We start from the raw sequence: 19264 nt of genomic DNA, 5'->3' as shown, positions 1-19264 counted from the left end.
TCCGTTTATCCCGTAATAAATTATATCCGCCAATTATATTATCCGGAAAAATGATCGAAACTAATTGAAGTAGATTGGAGGGAAAGACTGTGACGGGGTTGCGGAAAATGACGCTGGCCGTTTGCGCTCTGTTTCTGCTCCTGTTCGTACCGCTTGGAGCGGCTTTGGCCGCCGGCAGCCCGGACTCGCCGCCTGCAGGAAGCGGACCGCAAAAGGGTCCGGTATTTATTTTGCCAGTGGACCAGGCAATCGAGCGGGGGCTGGAGAGCTTCTTGAAACGGGGCTTCGAGGAAGCCGGGAAATACGGCGCTTCGCTGATCGTGCTGGAGATCGACACGCCGGGCGGACGGGTGGACAGTGCGGAGCAAATCGGAAGCATGGTAAGGGAGAGCAAAATCCCGACGCTTGCCTTTATCAAAGGAGACGCGGCTTCCGCCGGAAGCTATATCGCGCTAAACGCGAAGAAGATTGTAATGAAGCCCGGCAGCATGATTGGTTCGGCGTCGCTTGTCGACAGTAGCGGCAAAAGGGTTGAAGACGCCAAGCTGGTGTCGTTCTGGAAATCAAAAATGGCAGGGGCGGCGGCGCTGAACGGGCGCGATCCGGATATTGCTGCCGGAATGACAGACATCAATCTGGTCGTCGATAAGCCTGAACTCGGAGTTCACAAAAGCAAGGGCGAGATTATCGCTCTGACCAGCGAAGAAGCGCTGAAAGCGGGCTTTGCCGATGCCACGCGGAATACGCCGGAGGAGGCGGCGGCCTGGCTGGGCTATTCGACCGATGATGTTTTTCGCGTGCAGCATACCGGCGCGGAGAAGCTGTCGCAATTTCTGACCCATCCTGCGGTTATGACCATTCTGCTGTTCATCGGAATCGCAGGAGTGGTGATCGAGTTGCTCGTTCCCGGCTTTGGGGTTCCGGGCATTCTGGGGACGTTGGCTTTTGTGCTGTATTTCTTCGGGAATTATGTGGCTGGCTTTGCTGGAGCAGAGACATGGCTGCTGTTTATCGTCGGCCTCGTTCTAATGGTGCTGGAGCTGTTCGTGCCAAGCTTCGGCATTCTGGGCGTCCTGGGTTCCGTCAGTCTGATCGCGGGCGTAGTGCGGGCGGCTTACAGCTTTACGCATGCGCTGTTCAGTCTGGGCATTGCTCTTGCAGCTGCCGTGGTCGTCATTATTTGCTTCGTGATCGCATTCAAGGAGCGGGGGATCTGGAATCGGTTCATTCTCAGCGACAGTCTTAGCAAGGAGGCAGGATTCATTCCGGCGCCTGAGAAGCCGGAGCTGTTAGGCCAGATAGGTATCAGCATTACACCGCTTCGTCCATCGGGCACGGCGCTTATTGCGGAGCAGCGTCTGGATGTGGTCACCGAGGGCGGATTTATCGGTGTGAATACGCCCGTTATCGTCGTCAAGGTGGAAGGCGGCAGGATTGTAGTGAAGGAAACGCGGGAATAAGGTAAACTATGTAAGTGTGTTGTCATTATCCAAATTTGTCAGGCAGAAAGGGCAGATGTACAAATGGAACCATCCCTAATAACCGTCTTGCTGATCGCAGTCGTAGTGATTATTGTCTTGAGCGTATTTCTAAGCTTCTTTCCGCTCATGCTGTGGATTTCGGCTCTGGCCTCCGGCGTCCGGATTAGCATTATTACGCTGGTCGCCATGCGGCTGCGCCGCGTCACGCCAAGCCGGATCGTTAATCCTTTGATTAAAGCGACCAAGGCGGGTCTTGGCCTCAATATCAACCAGTTAGAGAGCCATTACCTCGCGGGAGGCAACGTCGACCGTGTTGTTAACGCGCTGATCGCCGCGCAAAGAGCGGATATCCCGCTGGAATTTACCCGGGCGGCCGCCATTGATCTGGCCGGACGTGATGTCCTCCAGGCTGTTCAGATGAGCGTTAACCCGCGTGTCATCGAGACGCCTACCGTGGCGGCGGTTGCCCGCGACGGGATCGAAGTTAAGGTGAAGGCGCGCGTTACCGTCCGCGCCAATATCGATCGGCTCGTCGGCGGCGCCGGCGAGGAGACGATCATCGCCCGCGTAGGCGAAGGGATCGTCACAACAGTAGGTTCAAGTAATTCGCACAAGGACGTTCTGGAGAATCCGGACTCGATCTCCCGCACCGTTCTCCAGAAAGGGCTCGATGCCGGAACGGCGTTTGAAATTCTGTCCATCGATATCGCCGATGTGGATGTAGGCAAGAATATCGGCGCCTATCTGCAGACAGAACAAGCCGAAGCTGACAAGCGGATCGCCCAGGCCAAGGCTGAGGAACGCCGGGCGATGGCCGTAGCGCAAGAGCAGGAAATGAAGGCCCGCGTCGTCGAGATGAAAGCCCTGGTCGTCGAATCCGAATCAAAAGTGCCGCTGGCTATGGCAGAAGCGCTGCGAGCAGGCCAGATCGGTGTCATGGATTATATGAATCTGAAAAACATCGAAGCTGACACGCAGATGCGCGGTTCGATCGGCAAAATGGGCGATCAGGATAACGACGGTTCCAAGAGCGGTAAATAATGAACACAACAAGCAGGGGAGATGAAGCCCCATGAGCTGGATCTATGTCATTGCGGTCATTATTTTTGCGTTAGTGTCCCAGTTCAACAAGACGAGTAAAAATAAAAACAGAAAAGGGCCGCGAGGCGCAATGCCGCCGTTTGGCAGCGGTCCGGGTGAGGGGCCTCTGCGCCGCCAAGGGTCCGGTCTGCCCGATAGGGGCGGGAAGGCGGAATCGCAGGGCAGCGGCTTCCCCGCCCCTGTACCTTCAGCACAGCAGGCGGAACGCACGGATGAAGGCCGCGAACCCGGCATGGCGCCGGCGTTCCCCGAGCCTGCCCTCTTTCCGACTCCGGATTACGAGACGGGCGAAGGGGCTTCGCTGGAGCAGCCCGAGGAAGAGGACGGTGTTGAGGTCCGGCAGGAACGCATGCGGCGCGAGCTGGAACGCGTACACCGAGCGCTGGACCGGATATCCAGTGATATGGACAGCGGAGGGATCGGGCAGGACTCTGCAGCCCGCAGCGCTTCGGCTGCATCCGCTAGCAAGCTGCCGTCTCTGGACGGCGATCCGCGCAGCGGGCTCGTTTGGGCCGAAATCCTCGGCCCTCCGCGCTCCCGCAGGTCCATGAATTCCCGCCGGCCGTGAGCGCAGCGGGCTCTCGCCTTGCCGCGTCTTTTTTAATCTTAATCGTATAAGAACGAATCGGTCTTTAAACGGGTGTTTCATCCGCAGCTTACGAATCTTCCATCTCTCAAAGGATGGCGGGTTCAGGGTGCGGGGGAGCGCCCGTTTTTCTTTTTTTACCAGACTTCTTACAGGCGAATTCAATCCTACCGGCTTTCATAAAACGGCTTCCTAACGCATAAGGTGTACAGTACAGGAAGGGGGAGCGTCTACATATGACCCGGATTGGCCGCAGTCTGCGGGGATGGACAAACGGGATGCTGGATTTGCCGCAGGACCTGCTAAGCGACATGCCCCGGATCACCCTCATCGGTAATAAGGAAATGGTAATAGAGAACCACAAAGGCGTACTTAATTTTTCCCCCGGACAGCTCACGATTAAGCTTGCCAAGGGATCGCTGGAAATCGCCGGAGAAGGGCTTGTCATCACTTCCATTCTGGGAAGAGAGCTGGCGGTGGAGGGCGTGATCGGGGAAATCAGATATAAGGAAAGCGGGGAGAAGCGATGAAGGAGCCGCCACTGTCATGGCTTCGGGGGGCTGTAGCGCTGCATATTACTGGCGATCGGACCGAAGGGTTTATCAATGCCGTCACCGAAGCGGGGATTGTCATCTGGAATGTAAAAGCGACCGGAAAAGGAGTCAGTCTCCGGCTGCTGCTGGACGATTTTTACGCTCTCCGGCCGCTGCTGAAGCAGACAGGCTGCAGGATGCATATAACGGGACGGATCGGAATGCCGTTCGTGGCGGCGAGGCTGTGGAAACGGAAGTTTTTTGCCGCGGGCCTGCTGCTGTTCGGTATTGTTCTCGTCATGCTAAGCTCTCTGGTCTGGACCGTTCGGGTGGAGGGAAATGACCGCCTGGCGTCGGAGGATGTGCTGGATGCCGCCCGGAAGGAAGGGGTTTATCCGTATCAATGGATTTGGCGTATGGATTCGCCGGACAAGCTTTCCAAGCACCTGGCGGCCCGGCTTCCGGGAGTATCGTGGGTCGGTATCGAGCGGAACGGCACATTCGTCAAAATCCAGATTGTCGAAGCTAAGCTCCCCGAGGCTAAGCCGCTGAATAGTCCCCGGCATCTCATCAGCCGCACCGATGCGGTCATTACCGACATTTACGCCGAACAGGGCAGGCCCGTAGTCCAGCGCAACGCGAGAGTAAAAAAAGGGGAAGTTCTCATTTCCGGGATCATCGGCGACGAGGCTAACATGCAGGCGGTCGTTGCCAAAGGAGAAGTCAAGGGACTGGTATGGCATGAGTACAATATCGAGGTTCCGCTGGAAAAAAAGCACACCGCCTATACCGGGGAGCGCAAGGACAGAACCTATCTCGTTCTCGGCAGCTGGGCGGTACAGCTGTGGGGTTACGGCAAATCGTCCTTTACGGCGTCACGCACGCTGACCGAGCTTGATCCGCTGACCTGGCGGGGTACCCGGCTGCCGTTTGGCTGGATGACAGAGAAAGAAATGGAAGTCAATGAGACCCGGGAAACGGTAACGCCGGAAGCGGCGAAGAAGGAAGGGCTGGGCCGCGCGGCGGCCGATATTGCAGCCCGTTACGGCAGCGACAGTGTCATCAAAAGCCAAAAAATTTTGCATGAGAAGAAAGAGAATGGTAAAGTTTATATGAAAGTGCTTTTTGAAGTCGAAGAAAGAATTACGGAAGAGCTTCCGATAGTATATAACCGAGGAGAATGAGGCTATTTGTCAGACAAGACTGCAAGCATAAGCATATCTTTGCAAAATGCGGGAGAAGCGCTGGCGCTTTTCGGTCCGCAGGACGGATTTTTAAAGCTGATCGAGAGTGAAATTCCTGCCCGTATCGACTCGCGTGAAGCCGAGCTGACGGTGCGCGGCGGGGAAAGGGAAGTGGACATGCTGGCCCAGCTGTTTCAGTCGCTGCTGTCCCTTATACGAAGTGGATATATCCTGAGCGAGCGGGATGTGCAGTATGCCGTAGAGCTGGCCAAGGATTTCCGCGCCGATCAGCTGCTGGATCTGTTCAAGGGCGAAATCACCACGACATTCCGCGGCAAACCGATCCGGGTCAAGACGATCGGACAGAAGCATTATGTAACAACGATCAAGAAACGGGACATCGTATTCGGCATCGGCCCGGCAGGAACAGGGAAGACGTATCTAGCTGTCGTACTGGCGGTTGCGGCCTTGAAGGAAGGCTCGGTCAAACGCATAGTTCTGACTCGTCCGGCTGTGGAAGCCGGGGAAAGCCTTGGCTTTTTGCCGGGAGATCTGCAAGAGAAGGTAGACCCGTATCTTCGGCCGCTGTATGACGCCCTGTATGATGTGATGGGTCCGGATCAGGTAGCCAAGGCGCTGGAGCGCGGGCTGATCGAGATTGCGCCTTTGGCTTATATGCGCGGCCGTACGCTTGACGACTCGTTTATTATCCTTGATGAAGCCCAGAATACGACGCCCGAACAGATGAAGATGTTCCTTACCCGGCTCGGCTTCGGCTCGAAGATGGTCATTACGGGCGACGTGACTCAAATCGATTTGCCCCGGGGCAAGAAATCGGGCCTGATCGAGGCGAATACGGTCTTGGCCAACATTGAGGATATCGGGTTCGTATATTTTGCGGAACAGGATGTAGTGCGGCATTCCCTGGTGCAGAAAATTATCGCTGCTTATGAACATTCAGCCGAAAACCTTGAATAAAGGGGACTGTCACCATGGCTTCGAAACAACCGTCGAAATTCAGCGGGTTCTCATATAATGTGAGCGGATGGAAGTATAGCGCCGTTACGCGCTATGCTCTATTTCTGCTGCTGGGCATTCTGGTATATTTCAGCTTGTCTCCGGACCTGCTGCCCAAACGGTATGACATCAAAGAAGGAACGAACAGTGCCAAGGAAATTGTGGCGCCGATGCAGATTCAGGATAAAAAAGCGACGCTGAAGGCGCAGGAACAGGCGGCCGAGAACGTGCAGCCCAAATATCAGATCATCCCGCTCCGGTCGGAGAGCCTTGTCACCTCACTGCTGGACCGCATCGACCGTCTGAATCAGGACGATACCATTTCTCAAAGCGACAAGACCTCCATCTACCGGGAAGAGATTCCGCAGAGGGTGAATGATTTCATTCTTAATTTTGTCGCGTCCAGCCGAAGCGGCGGAGTATACTCGGACAATTTGCTCAATGAAATGCAGAAGGTTATCCGGCAGCAGGCCTATTCGATCCCGGAGGAGACGTATATTAAAATCCCCCGGCTGACCTCGCAGGACATCATCGAGATGAAGCCAGTTGCCCGGGATATCGTCAGCAGGCTGATGAATGACCAGATATCCGACGCTAATGCTGCCCGGGCCAAGGTGGCTGAGCAGGTCAGCATCAGTTCCCTTTCCCAGCGCACGGCCCGGGAAGTGGTTCAGGAGCTGGCGCGCGCTGCAATCACGGCCAATAGATTTTATGATGAGGACGCGACCAAGGAAGCCGAGGTTCAGGCCCGGGAGAATACTCCCCCTGTATATATCGAGCAGGGCGAAGTGCTCGTGGCCAAGGGCCAGCGGATCACGCCGGAGCTGTATCAGCTGCTGGACGAGAATGGCCTTTTGCGCAGTAATGTCAACTACTGGCCTCAGCTTGGCCTGCTGATCCTTGCCGGAATTTTATCGGTCGGCCTGCTGATGTTTATCCGGCACTCTGGCGCTTCCGGCTCGTCGGGCTTCAAGTATAACAATTCCCAGCTGCTGATGCTGGTGATTGTCTTTTTGATTACCATTATCTCCTTGCGCCTTGCGGCATTTCTGCAGACAGATACGCGGCCGTTTATGGGCTTTCTGGCGCCGGTCGCCATCGGGGCGATGCTGGTTGCGCTGCTGCTGGATATTACGCTGGCCTACTTCTGCTCCATTCTGTTTGCGGCCTTGGCCAGCATTATTTTGAATGTGCAGCAGAATACGATTTTTGATTTCAATTTTGGTTTCTTTGCGCTGGTTGTATCCTTTGTTGCCGTATTCGCCACTCACCGGGCGGGGCAGCGAACGACGCTGCTTAAGGGCGGGATCATGGTCTGTCTGTTCGGATCGCTTACCGTCTTTATGCTCCATTTGCTCGGGGGCGGCGACTGGCAGCAGATTCATACGCTGTATGCGATCGGATTTGCTTTTGCCGGAGGTCTGCTGACGGTTGTGCTCGTTATCGGCCTTATGCCTTTTTTTGAATCGACATTCGGCATTCTGTCCGCGCTCAAGCTGGTGGAGCTGTCGAACCCGAACCATCCGCTGCTGCGCAAGCTGCTGACGGAAACGCCGGGCACCTATCATCACAGCGTAATGGTCGGCAATCTGTCAGAGGCGGCGGCCGAGGCGATCGGAGCGGACGGGCTGCTCTGCCGGGTCGGTTCGTATTATCACGATATCGGCAAGACGAAGCGCCCATTCTATTTTATCGAGAACCAGAACAATATGGAGAATCCGCATGATTCCATAGAACCGAAGCTGAGCAAATCGATTATCATAGCCCATGCCCGCGATGGGGTGGAAATGCTGAAGGAATACAAGCTGCCCAAGCCGATCAGAGATATCGCGGAGCAGCATCACGGCACGACGTTCCTGCATTATTTTTATCATAAAGCACTGCGGCAGGCGGAAGAAAAAGGCCTCGAACCCGATTTCACCGAAGACGATTTCCGCTACCCCGGCCCGAAGGCGCAGTCCAAGGAATCCGCGGTAATCGGCATAGCCGACAGTGTGGAGGCGGCCGTCCGCTCCCTGCGCAGTCCTACGGTTAACCAGGTGGAGACGATGATCGAGAAAATTATCAAGAGCCGGCTGGATGATCATCAATTCGACGAATGCGATCTGACGCTGAAAGAGCTGGACATTATCGCCCGGACACTGAAAGAAACGGTGATGGGCATCTTCCATTCGCGTATCGAATATCCGGAGGAAGCGAAGAAGCCGAAAAAAGAGGAGGGGGCCGTTAACGCATGAGCCTGCAGCTGGTTTGGAACAATGAGCAAGAGGAAATGGAAATCGACGATCGGCTGATCTCGCTGCTGGAAGACATTCTGCAAAAAGCGGGTAAGCAGGAAGGAGTCGACAGCGGCGAAGTGGATCTGACTTTTGTCGACAACAAGCGGATTCATGAGCTGAACAGGGAGTATCGGGGCATTGACCGGCCCACCGATGTGCTGTCCTTCGCGCTGAACGAATCCGGAGAGGACGAGCCTGAAATCGTCTATGAAATGGACGAGGACGATGCAGAAGGCATTCCCGATATGCTCGGCGATATTATCATTTCCGTCACCCGCGCCAAGGAGCAGGCGGAGGAATACGGCCATTCGCTGGAGCGGGAGCTGGGATTTCTGTTCGTACACGGGTTTCTGCATCTGCTCGGCTATGATCATCAGGATGAAGCATCCGAGTCGGAAATGATGGGCAAGCAGGAGCAGGTGCTGTCCCAGGTAGGGTTGACCCGCTGATGCCCAAAAATACGGCGGCAGGACCCAAACGTTTTTGGAAGTCCTTTTGGTATGCGGCCCAGGGGATCAGACAAGCCTTTCGGACCGAACAGAATATGAGAGTGCATACCGGCTTCGCCATTCTCGTGCTGCTGCTTGCCGCACTCTTTCGCGTTCCGCCGGGGGATTGGATGCTGCTTCTCCTGGCCATCACGCTCGTGCTGGCGGCCGAGCTGATCAATACGGCGATCGAGTCGGTGGTCGACCTTGTATCGCCGGAGCTTCATCCCTTGGCCAAGGCGGCCAAGGATACCGCTGCGGGAGCCGTGTTCCTGACAGCGGCGTTTGCCGTTATCTCGGGGATTTATGTATTTTATCGTCCGGTGATGGACTGGTTTGCCGGATTTATGTCATAATCAGACTACAACTTTACAGGCGGAACAGGCGGATAAGCCGTTAGGCGGTTCCGCCATCTTTGTCTTTGTTTCGTTTTTTAGTATCGTAATCCGAGGCAAGTTTTGCCGAAGAATACTCAAGAGGTCTATGCTTACAAAACTAAGTAACGCTTTCGAAGCAAGTTTTGCGAAGAATACTCGAGAAGCCTATGCTACCAAAACTAAGTAATGCTTCCAAAGTAAGTTTTGCCGAAGAATACTCAAGAAGCTAGTGCTACCAAAACTTTTAGGAGGACAACTATGGATTCCATCACGCTGCTTCAAGAGGCCATCAAAGCCCGGGCTAAAGCTTACATCCCGTATTCCCGTTTCGGCGTTGGCGCCGCTCTTCTGGACCAGGATGGACAGGTTCATCATGGCTGCAACATCGAGAACGCCGCCTACAGCGTCACGAATTGCGCCGAGCGCACCGCTCTCTTCAGCGCCATGGCCCAGGGACATAAACGCGGCACCTTTAAAGCGCTAGCCGTAGTAGGGGATACCGAGCTGCCGATTACGCCTTGCGGCGCTTGCCGTCAGGTCATCGTTGAGCTGTGCGAACCCGATATGAAAATCATTCTGGGCAATATGAAAGGGGACATTCGCGAGACTACGGTCCGCGAGCTGCTCCCCGGCGCTTTCGGCCCTGACGAGCTGAAGCAGGGACAGGCCCCCGAGTAAAAAGCTAGCGTTGCGGCCGAAGCCGCGAGCGGTTGCTCGCACGGAGTAGAAGAAACCCCGCCGCAGAAACGCGCTCGTATTCGCGCAAGCGTAAGCGTTGCGGCGAAGCCGCGAGCGGTTTGCCCGCACTGAGTCTCTCAGCACGCTCGTTCGACACTCTACGCACCGCTCTTCCCGGCACAAACTGGAGCGGGTGACCGCAAGGGAACGTAAGCGTGTCATTCGCCGCATTCCCTTCACCGCTCCAGCCGTGGCAGGCACGCCCAATTCCGGGTGTCCAGAGGGCGGGCCCTTGGGGTCCCCCTTGGCTAAGGGGGATTTAGGGGGATCGAAATCTATTAATAAGGAGAACTAACATATGTCATACAAATCGGGATTTGTCGCCATTATCGGCAGACCCAACGTAGGAAAATCAACGCTGATGAATCAGGTCATCGGGCAGAAAATCGCTATCATGTCGGACAAGCCGCAGACGACCCGCAACAAAATTCACGGCGTCTACACGACGAACGATTCGCAAATCGTCTTCCTCGACACGCCCGGCATCCATAAACGCCAGTCCAAGCTCGGGGATTACATGAACCAGACAGCGATGAGCACACTTGGCGAGGTGGAGGCGGTGCTGTTCCTGATTGACGCCGCCGAGGGTCTTGGCGGAGGCGACCGGTTTATTATCGAGCAGCTTAAGGGACTTAAGACGCCGGTTATTCTGGTCATGAACAAGATCGACAAGCTGGAGCCTGAAGCGCTGCTGCCGCTGATTACGGAGTACAGCAAGCTGCATGATTTTGCCGAAATCGTTCCCATCTCAGCCAAGGTAGGCAGCAATGTAAACACACTGCTGGATCAACTCCAGAAATACCTGCCGGAAGGCCCGCAGTATTATCCGGACGATCAGGTGACCGACCATCCGGAGCAGTTCGTCATCGCCGAGCTGATCCGCGAGAAGATTCTGCACTTGACCCGCGAGGAAGTGCCGCATTCCATTGCGGTGGCCATTGAGGATATGCGCGCGGAGCCGAATGGAGTGGTGCATATCTCCGCCGTTATTTTTGTCGAACGGGATTCGCAAAAAGGGATTATCATCGGCAAACAAGGCGCGATGCTGAAGGAAGTTGGCAGACGGGCTCGTACCGATATTGAAAATCTGCTCGGGTCCAAGACGTTTCTGGAGCTTTGGGTAAAAGTGAAAAAAGACTGGCGCAACCAGGAGCGCGTGCTGCGCGATTTAGGCTTCCACAAAGACCAGTGATATTTATCACGATCGGCTGCCAGTAATTGCAAGGATAGAACCCGTCCCATCGCACATCCTACTTTAGAGAAGACATCGTGCTTTTGCGAAGGGGGATAATACGAATGCGAGATTTTTCGTGGAAGTATTTTGCAATGACTGGTGATGTCGATGCTTATCTTCTGTACCGGGAAGCCGGGGAATCGATGGTTACGGCGGCCGATACAGCGGCGGAAGAAGAGCAGGTCTATGACGAAGAAGCGAACTAGGAACTGGTTGCTTGCCGAGTGGTTAGGGGAAGAGGCATGCTACACAGGGTTGAAGGGATCGTCATCCGCAGTATGGACTACGGCGAGGGGAACGCCATCATTACGCTTTGCACCGAAAATGCGGGCAAGGTAGGGGTTCTCGTCCGGGGAGCCAAAAAAGTAAAAAGTCGTCATGCGGCACTAATTCAGCCTTTTACGGTAGGACAATATGTGTTTTTCAGAAACAACAGCGGGCTTGGTACGCTGAATTCCGGCGAGATTATCAACTCCCATCATCCGATTCGGGAAGATCTGATTAAAGCCGCCTACGGTTCGTATGCCTGCGAGCTGCTGGACCGGGTGTTGCATGACGAGGAGACGGGGAGCTTCTGGTTCCGGCAGCTGTCCGCCTGTTTGGATGCGCTGGAAGAGGGCAAGGAGCCCGGGATTATTATCAATGTATTCGAGATGAAAATACTCCAGGCGGCCGGATACGGTCCGCAGCTGGATTCCTGCGTTGCCTGCGGTCGGGAGAAGCCGGATGACGAAATGCGGCTAAGTCCCCGGCTGGGCGGATCATTGTGCCGAAGTTGCCGGCACAATGATCCGCCGGCAATGGAGGTTTCGCCCCGTGCCTTGAAGCTGCTCCGTCTGTTCGCCGCCCTGGATCTCACCCGTCTGGGCAATGTGGACGTAAAGGAAAGCACACGGGCAGAGCTGAAGAGTATCATGAGGGCATTTATGGATACCCAATTGGGACTTCGCTTGAAGTCGCAAAATTTCCTGGATCAGCTCGATAAATACAATATTTGACGAACGCCGGATTTTCCGTTAATATAGGAGCAGTTTCTTCTTGTTGGATCATGTCTTGCCTAAAGGCAAACGACGAGAAGGCCGCCGCCGGCATAGCCGGCACGCATGTGGAACGGGAGAGTAATGAACGATTGCTTGGAATAGCGAGCCGGGGACGGTGGGAGCCCGGTGCGGCAGCGCTCATGAAACGGCACCCGGGAGTGCGGAGGCGGCAGTGTGAAAAGTGGATTTCGCAAATCACCGGCAGCAGCCGTGAATGGCGGAATCAAGTAGGGTGGAACCGCGGGAGTATATGAACAGCTCTCGTCCCTATGTCTGAATTTCAGGCATGGGGGCGGGAGCTTTTTGGTCTGGAACGAAAGATATGATCATCTTCCTTCCGGAATATAAGAGCACCGCCTCCATCGCAGGACGTTTTGCCGGGCGCTATATTGGCCGGTCTTCAGGGACCGTGGATTCCGGCAGCACACAACATTTACGCGAAGGAGTCGGTAGCATGAATTTTCAGCAGATGATTTTGACGCTGAATGAGTTCTGGTCGAAGCAGAACTGCATTATCGTTCAGCCGTATGACACGGAAAAAGGCGCGGGCACGATGAACCCGATGACATTCCTGCGCTCCCTCGGACCCGAGCCGTGGAAAGTGGCCTATGTCGAGCCGTCACGCCGTCCCTCGGACGGACGTTATGGGGAGAACCCGAACCGTCTGTATCAGCATCATCAATACCAGGTGATTATCAAGCCGTCCCCGGATAATATTCAGGAGATTTATCTGGACAGCCTGCAGGCGCTGGGCATCGATCCGCTGCAGCATGACATCCGGTTCGTTGAGGATAACTGGGAGAATCCGTCGCTTGGCTGCGCGGGACTCGGCTGGGAGGTATGGCTGGACGGGATGGAGATTACGCAGTTCACCTATTTCCAGCAGGTGGGCGGCATTGAGACCAGCCCGGTTTCGGTTGAAATCACCTACGGCATGGAGCGCCTTGCTTCCTATATTCAGGAGAAGGAGAATGTGTTCGAGCTGGAGTGGGTCGACGGTTTGACCTACGGCGACGTGTTCCATCAGCCGGAGGTGGAGCATTCCACTTACACCTTCGAAGTTTCGGACGTGAGCATGCTGTTCGGACTTTTCAATACGTACGAAGCGGAAGCGCGCCGGGCCATGGACCGCCATCTCGTATTCCCCGCCTATGACTATGTGCTGAAATGCTCGCATACGTTCAACCTGCTGGATGCGCGGGGCGCGATCAGCGTGACGGAGCGTACGGGCTTTATTACAAGAGTGCGCAATCTGGCCCGCCAGGTGGCGGCAACTTACGTGGAGGAGCGCGAGAAGCTCGGCTTCCCGCTGCTGAAGAAAGAAGGTGTTCAGCTTGGCTAAGGACCTGCTGTTTGAAATCGGGCTGGAAGAAATCCCTGCGCGGTTTATCCGGGCAGCGATGGAGCAGCTTCAGGACAGAATGACCAAATGGCTGGATGCTTCCCGCCTGGAGCACGGAGAAGTGAAGTCGTATGCAACGCCGCGGCGTCTGGCCGTTCTCGTGAAGGATGTAGCCGAGAAACAAGCGGACGTCAGCGAAGAAGTGAAAGGCCCTTCCCGCAAAATCGCGCTGGACGCGGCCGGCGAATGGAGCAAGGCGGCGCTTGGATTTGCCCGCAGCCAAGGTGTATCCCCTGAACAGTTCACGTTTAAGGAAGTGGGCGGGGTCGAATATATTTACGCCACCAAGAGCAGCGAAGGCGTGGACACGTATTCCCTGCTTGCGGAAGGCTTGACCGGAATCGTAAGCGCCATGACCTTCCCGAAAAATATGCGTTGGGGCGCTTATGATTTCAAGTTCGTTCGTCCGATTCGCTGGCTGGTCGCGCTGTTCGGTAGCGACCCTATCAACTTTGAAATTACGGGCGTCAAAACCGGCAATGTCAGCCGCGGCCATCGGTTCCTCGGGCAGGAAGCTGTCATCGGACAGCCTTCCGATTATGTAGAAAATCTGCGCTCCCAGCATGTTATTGCCGATGTGGAGGAACGCGAGGCTCTGATTCTTGAACAGATCAACAAGCTGGCTGCGGATAAAAACTGGACGATTGCCATCAAGGAAGACCTGCTGGAAGAAGTGCTGTTCCTGGTCGAAACGCCGACAGTGCTGTTCGGCACATTCGATCCGGCTTACCTGAATATTCCGCAGGAAGTGCTGATTACATCGATGCGCGAGCATCAGCGCTATTTCCCGGTGCTGGATGCCGAAGGCAAGCTGCTTCCTTATTTCGTCACCGTGCGCAACGGCAATGCCGAACATCTTGAGACGATTGCCAAAGGGAACGAGAAGGTGCTGCGTGCCCGTCTGTCGGATGCGAAGTTCTTCTATGAAGAAGATCAGAAGCTGAAGATTGAGGATGCCCTCGCCAAGCTCGAAACCATCGTTTATCATGAAGAGCTCGGCAGCGTCGCCGACAAGGTTCGCCGCATCCGTCAAATCGCGGACAGCCTGGCTGCCAAGCTGCAGACAGCGCCGGAAGTGTCGGCGAAAGTCAGCCGTGCCGCGGATATTTGCAAATTCGATCTCGTTACCCTGATGGTATACGAGTTTCCGGAGCTGCAAGGAACGATGGGCGAGGATTACGCGCGCAAAGCGGGCGAGGACGAGTTGGTGGCCAAAGCCATCTTCGAGCACTATCAGCCGCGTTTTGCCGGAGACACCACTCCGTCTACGGAAGCGGGCGCGATCGTCAGCATTGCCGACAAAATCGACACGATCGTCGGCTGCTTCTCGATCGGCATTATCCCTACCGGCTCCCAGGACCCTTACGCGCTGCGGCGCCAGACGGCGGGCATCGTACAGATCGTGTTGGAGCGGAAGCTGCCGGTTGGCCTGAACGATATTTTCGAAATTGCTGTTCAGGTTCATGATAATACTCGAAATTTGAAACTTTCCGTGGATGAACTGCGTACTAACCTGTATGAGTTCTTCGGTCTGCGCGTAAAGCGTCTTCTGTCGGACAATGTCCGTTATGATGTGGTCGACGCGGTTATGGCCGCGGGCTACGACGATATTGTAGCCGTTGTTGCCAGAAGCCGGGCGCTTGCGGATGCCGTGGACTCTAAGGATAATTTCAAGAATACGGTGGATTCCTTCAACCGGGTTAGCAATCTGGCGGCCAAAGCCACCGGAGCCGCTCTGGATTCCGCGCTGCTGAACGAAGCGGCCGAAAGCACGCTGCATGAAACGTGGCAGTCGCTGCGTACGCCGTACCAGAAAGCGCTGGAAGCGGATGACGCGGGACAGGCGCTCACGCTGCTGGCTGGACTCAGCGATGCGATAACCGCCTTCTTCGATTCGGTCATGGTTATGGCCGAGGATGAGCGGGTCCGGGCTAACCGTCTCGCGCTGCTGGCTGGCATTGACGCCGACTTGAAGAGCTTTGCCGATTTCGGCAAACTGGTCTGGTAGCTCGCCGTTAGACTCCTGTTCGGGGTAATCATGAAGAAAATGCAGGTCTGGTGGTATAGAACGCCGGTTTAGGGTATAAATATACGGAACGGCGCCAAAAGCGTAAGCTTGCGGCTTTCGTTCCGTATTTTACGCTTTTTTAAGATTCGGAAGAAGCCGGAAGGATTTTTTGGGATAGGCGCGTATATATATTACACGGGAAACGGTGACAGCCTATGAACAGTACGGATGCTCGGGGAAGAACGATAGTGATCGATGCGGATGCCTGTCCGGTCAAGAAAGAAACGGCGGACATCGCCCGCGCTTGCGGCGTCCCGGTGATGATGGTGTCGTCTTACGCCCATGAACTTCGGGGCGGGGAAGGCGTCGATGTCGTACATGTGGACAACAGCGATCAAAGCGCCGATCTTTACATCGCCAATCACGTCAAGTCCGGGGATATCGTGCTGACAGGCGACTACGGGCTGGCTGCCCTGGTGCTTGCGAAAGGCTGCCATGTTCTTTCCTTCAGGGGTCAGACATACGATGAGACCAACATGGATATGATGCTGGAAGGAAGGCATGCCCGGGCGAAAGAGCGCAGAAGGGGCCGTCACTCCAAAGGACCCAGACCGTTTACCGCGGAGGACCGAAATTTTTTTCAACATAAACTGACAAAACTTTTGAATCTATTGCAGGAGAATGTTCAACTTTAGCGAATATTATTTATTTGTCAAGAGATGAAGGTGGTTGTAGTGGCAAGCGGACACGGCAATATTCCCGAGGAAGTTATCGAAAGCGTGCTGGCAAAGCATGATATTGTCGATACCGTAGGAAAGGTTGTCCATCTGACCAAACGGGGGAAGTATTTATGGGGCCTCTGCCCGTTCCATTCGGAAAGCACCCCTTCCTTCACAGTAACTCCGGATCGCGGAGTGTTTCATTGCTTCGGCTGCGGCATGGGCGGAAATGCCATCAAATTCAGGATGGAAATCGAAGGGTTATCCTTTCCCGAAGCCGTCAAAATAATGGCCGAAGAAAGCGACATTCCGATGCCGGAAGGCGCGGGAGGCATTCAGTCAGCGCATAATCCGGAGATTGACCGGCTTCTCCAGGCATATGAATGGTCTGCGAAGTTCTATCATTATCTGCTGAAAAATACGGAACACGGCAAAGCCGCCATGGATTATTTAAGATCCCGGAAATTCAGCGATAAAATGATCGACCAATTCCAGATCGGATTTGCCCCGGACCGCTGGGATACGCTTCTGCAGTTTCTGGAAAGACGCCAATTTGACCTCGCCGAAATGGAGAGAGGCGGGCTGTTGTCGGCCCGAAGCGAGGGCAAAGGCTATATCGACCGTTTTCGCGGCCGGATTATTTTTCCGATAGCGAACCGTGCCGGTAAAGTGGTGGCTTTTGCCGGGAGAATTCTCGGGGAAGGGCAGCCGAAATATTTGAACTCCCCGGAGAGCAAGCTTTTTAACAAAAGCCGGATATTGTACAATCTGCACCAATCCAAAGCATCCATCCGCAAAACGCGGCAGCTCGTTCTTTTTGAAGGCTACGGGGATGTCATCTCGGCTTGGGAATCGGGTGTGCATAACGGCGTGGCGACGATGGGGACTTCCCTGACGGAGAACCATGCGTCGATGATCAAGGCTCTTGCCGACGAAGTCGTAATCGCTTATGACGGAGACCGGGCGGGACAAGCTGCGGCGTTGAAGGCTCTTTCGATGCTCGAAGCCGTGGACCTGCGAGTCAAGGTGGCGGTGATTCCCGGCGGTATGGACCCCGACGAGTTCGTCTCCCAGTACGGGGGAGAGCGCTTCAGGGAGCAAATCATTGAATCTGCGGTTTCAACGGTGAAATTTAAGCTTATATATCTGAAAAAAAACCATATACTCCTAGAGGAAGACGGCAAAATTGCCTATGTCAAGGAGGCGCTCCCCATTATTGCTTCCCTTCATTCCTCTACGGAACGGGAAGTATATTTGAAGGAAATAGCCGCCGAGCTCGAACTGAGCTACGAGAGCTTGAAGCAGGATTGCAATTTGCTCAGGGCCTCGATGCAAAAAAACATCCCCGAAGGGGATAATAACGACAAAAGGTGGAATAATGGTAGGCATAAAAAAGGGCAAGTGCAGGCAAGAGCCCTTCTTCCGGCTTACCATGCCGCGGAACGGAGTCTGCTGTCCCTGATGTTTCAGGATAGCGACGCGGCCGCTTATGTTAACGAACATCTCGGAGAAGATTTCAACATCGATGATCATGCGGCGATTGCCGCTTATCTATACGCCTATTATGCGCAAGGCAAGCCGCCGGATATCAGCCGGTTTCTGTCCTCGCTGCAGGACGACCGGCTGGAGAAGATCGCGGCCTCCATTTCCATGATGGAATCGCCTCCCGACTGGAGTCCGCAGGTACTGGACGATTATATCCGTGAAGTGCGGAAGTATCCCGTGCAGCGTATGATGGATAAGAAGCGGGAAGAGATGATTGAGGCGGAAAAAGCCGGTGATTTTTTGCGTGCGGCACAAATTGCAAGTGAGATTATAGCCCTAGACAGACAGTGAATGTTTGACAGGATGTACCTAGGGAGGAGGGAGTCGAATAATGGCGAACGATCAGCATACCGAACTGGAGACGGAATTTACGCTCGACCAGGTCAAAGATCAGCTTATTGAGTCTGGCAAGAAAAGATCTTCACTGAACATTAAAGATATTATGGAGAAACTGTCGCCATTTGATCAGGACCCCGAGCAAATGGATGAATTCTATGAGCAGCTCAGTGATATGGGAATTGAAGTCGTTAACGATAACGACGAGGAAGTGACGCTTCGTCCAAATGACGAAAGCGAGAGCGGAGATGGCGACGATTTCAGCTTTGACGATGATTTGTCGCTCCCGCCCGGAATCAAGATCAACGACCCTGTCCGCATGTACCTGAAGGAAATCGGACGGGTGCCGCTGCTTTCGGCCGACGATGAGGTTGAACTGGCTATGCGGATCAAGAACGGCGATGAAGAAGCGAAGCGCCGTCTGGCTGAGGCGAACTTGCGTCTGGTCGTCAGCATCGCGAAGCGTTATGTAGGCCGGGGAATGCTCTTCCTCGATTTGATCCAGGAAGGCAATATGGGTCTCATCAAAGCGGTAGAGAAATTCGACCACAATAAAGGCTTCAAATTCAGTACGTACGCTACATGGTGGATCCGGCAGGCCATTACCCGCGCCATTGCCGACCAAGCGCGGACGATTCGTATTCCCGTTCATATGGTGGAAACGATTAACAAGCTGATCCGGGTGTCCCGTCAGCTCCTTCAGGAGCTGGGGCGCGAACCCGCGCCGGAAGAAATTGCGGCCGAAATGGAGCTTAGCGTCGAGAAGGTTCGGGAAATCATGAAGATTGCCCAGGAGCCGGTATCGCTGGAAACCCCGATCGGGGAGGAAGACGATTCCCATTTGGGCGATTTTATTGAAGATCAGGAGGCGCTCGCTCCTGCGGACGCAGCCGCTTACGAGCTGCTTAAGGAACAACTGGAGGATGTGCTCGATACGCTGACCGAGCGTGAGGAGAATGTGCTCCGCCTGCGCTTTGGCCTTGACGACGGTCGGACTCGGACGCTCGAGGAAGTCGGCAAAGTCTTCGGCGTTACCCGGGAGCGGATTCGCCAGATCGAAGCCAAGGCTTTGCGGAAGCTGCGCCATCCGAGCCGCAGCAAACGGCTCAAGGATTTTCTGGAATAACAAATCAGCCTTTAAAGGACCTTCTGCTGCATGCGGCAGGAGGTCCTTTTGTCTATAGTCAATAGCTGCC

The 19264-nt window shown here is 54.8% G+C and carries 18 protein-coding genes; all 18 read left to right on the top strand.

Features of this window, described 5'->3' with window-relative positions; genetic code table 11:
• The first annotated feature begins 107 nt into the window (after positions 1–107).
• The 18 genes from G5B47_RS05325 to rpoD all read left to right on the top strand — a co-directional run bounded on the left by G5B47_RS05325 (position 108) and on the right by rpoD (position 19194).
• Positions 108–1460 carry an NfeD family protein gene (locus tag G5B47_RS05325; RefSeq protein ID WP_165095522.1) on the top strand — a complete coding sequence of 451 codons (1353 nt, stop codon included), beginning with the start codon at positions 108–110 and terminating at the stop codon, positions 1458–1460.
• 63 nt (positions 1461–1523) lie between these two features.
• Positions 1524–2522 carry a flotillin-like protein FloA gene (floA, locus tag G5B47_RS05320; protein ID WP_165095075.1) on the top strand — a complete coding sequence of 333 codons (999 nt, stop codon included), beginning with the start codon at positions 1524–1526 and terminating at the stop codon, positions 2520–2522.
• Between the two features lie 31 nt (positions 2523–2553).
• A complete protein-coding gene (locus G5B47_RS05315) occupies positions 2554–3150 on the top strand; it encodes a hypothetical protein (protein ID WP_165095073.1) in 597 nt (198 codons plus the stop codon).
• Positions 3151–3404: 254 nt separating this feature from the next.
• Positions 3405–3698, top strand: coding sequence for a sporulation protein YqfC (gene yqfC, locus G5B47_RS05310; protein ID WP_025335920.1), 294 nt, complete (start codon positions 3405–3407; stop codon positions 3696–3698).
• Entirely contained in the window at positions 3695–4885 is a 1191-nt protein-coding gene (gene yqfD, locus G5B47_RS05305; protein WP_165095070.1) for a sporulation protein YqfD, read from the top strand. The genes yqfC and yqfD overlap by 4 nt, the downstream gene beginning before the upstream one ends.
• A gap of 6 nt (positions 4886–4891) precedes the next feature.
• The gene (locus tag G5B47_RS05300; RefSeq protein WP_165095067.1) at positions 4892–5863 is read left to right on the top strand and encodes a PhoH family protein; all 972 of its coding nucleotides are present in this window, start codon (positions 4892–4894) and stop codon (positions 5861–5863) included.
• Positions 5864–5877: 14 nt separating this feature from the next.
• The gene (locus G5B47_RS05295; RefSeq protein WP_165095064.1) at positions 5878–8139 is read left to right on the top strand and encodes an HD family phosphohydrolase; all 2262 of its coding nucleotides are present in this window, start codon (positions 5878–5880) and stop codon (positions 8137–8139) included.
• The gene (gene ybeY / locus G5B47_RS05290; protein ID WP_165095062.1) at positions 8136–8630 is read left to right on the top strand and encodes an rRNA maturation RNase YbeY; all 495 of its coding nucleotides are present in this window, start codon (positions 8136–8138) and stop codon (positions 8628–8630) included. Before G5B47_RS05295 ends, ybeY begins: the two co-directional genes overlap by 4 nt.
• Positions 8630–9025 carry a diacylglycerol kinase family protein gene (locus G5B47_RS05285; RefSeq protein ID WP_165095059.1) on the top strand — a complete coding sequence of 132 codons (396 nt, stop codon included), beginning with the start codon at positions 8630–8632 and terminating at the stop codon, positions 9023–9025. Before ybeY ends, G5B47_RS05285 begins: the two co-directional genes overlap by 1 nt.
• Positions 9026–9250: 225 nt before the next feature.
• A complete protein-coding gene (locus tag G5B47_RS05280) occupies positions 9251–9724 on the top strand; it encodes a cytidine deaminase (protein ID WP_268958348.1) in 474 nt (157 codons plus the stop codon).
• Positions 9725–10082: 358 nt separating this feature from the next.
• Complete coding sequence (era, locus tag G5B47_RS05275; RefSeq protein WP_165095053.1) at positions 10083–10976, top strand: GTPase Era; 894 nt, start codon at positions 10083–10085, stop codon at positions 10974–10976.
• Positions 10977–11080: 104 nt separating this feature from the next.
• Positions 11081–11224 carry a YqzL family protein gene (locus G5B47_RS05270; RefSeq protein WP_165095051.1) on the top strand — a complete coding sequence of 48 codons (144 nt, stop codon included), beginning with the start codon at positions 11081–11083 and terminating at the stop codon, positions 11222–11224.
• Between the two features lie 36 nt (positions 11225–11260).
• Positions 11261–12016, top strand: a complete 756-nt coding sequence (gene recO / locus G5B47_RS05265; RefSeq protein WP_165095049.1) for a DNA repair protein RecO — start codon at positions 11261–11263, stop codon at positions 12014–12016.
• Positions 12017–12512: 496 nt separating this feature from the next.
• A complete protein-coding gene (gene glyQ, locus G5B47_RS05260; RefSeq protein WP_165095047.1) occupies positions 12513–13400 on the top strand; it encodes a glycine--tRNA ligase subunit alpha in 888 nt (295 codons plus the stop codon).
• Positions 13393–15468: a glycine--tRNA ligase subunit beta gene (glyS, locus tag G5B47_RS05255; RefSeq protein ID WP_165095045.1), complete on the top strand. Its 2076-nt coding sequence runs from the start codon at positions 13393–13395 to the stop codon at positions 15466–15468. Before glyQ ends, glyS begins: the two co-directional genes overlap by 8 nt.
• 215 nt (positions 15469–15683) lie before the next feature.
• Positions 15684–16163, top strand: a complete 480-nt coding sequence (locus G5B47_RS05250) for a YaiI/YqxD family protein (protein WP_165095043.1) — start codon at positions 15684–15686, stop codon at positions 16161–16163.
• 39 nt (positions 16164–16202) lie between these two features.
• The gene (gene dnaG / locus G5B47_RS05245; RefSeq protein ID WP_025335908.1) at positions 16203–18023 is read left to right on the top strand and encodes a DNA primase; all 1821 of its coding nucleotides are present in this window, start codon (positions 16203–16205) and stop codon (positions 18021–18023) included.
• Between the two features lie 40 nt (positions 18024–18063).
• Positions 18064–19194 (top strand): RNA polymerase sigma factor RpoD, encoded by a 1131-nt coding sequence (gene rpoD / locus G5B47_RS05240; RefSeq protein ID WP_165095041.1) that lies wholly within the window; start codon positions 18064–18066, stop codon positions 19192–19194.
• The last annotated feature ends 70 nt before the right edge of the window (positions 19195–19264 follow it).

Origin of the sequence: Paenibacillus apii (assembly GCF_011043685.1) — a bacterium.
GTDB classification, from domain to species: domain Bacteria; phylum Bacillota; class Bacilli; order Paenibacillales; family Paenibacillaceae; genus Paenibacillus_AQ; species Paenibacillus_AQ sabinae.
The sequence above is the reverse complement of the archived record's forward strand: the minus strand, read 5'-3'. Positions and strand labels throughout refer to the sequence as shown.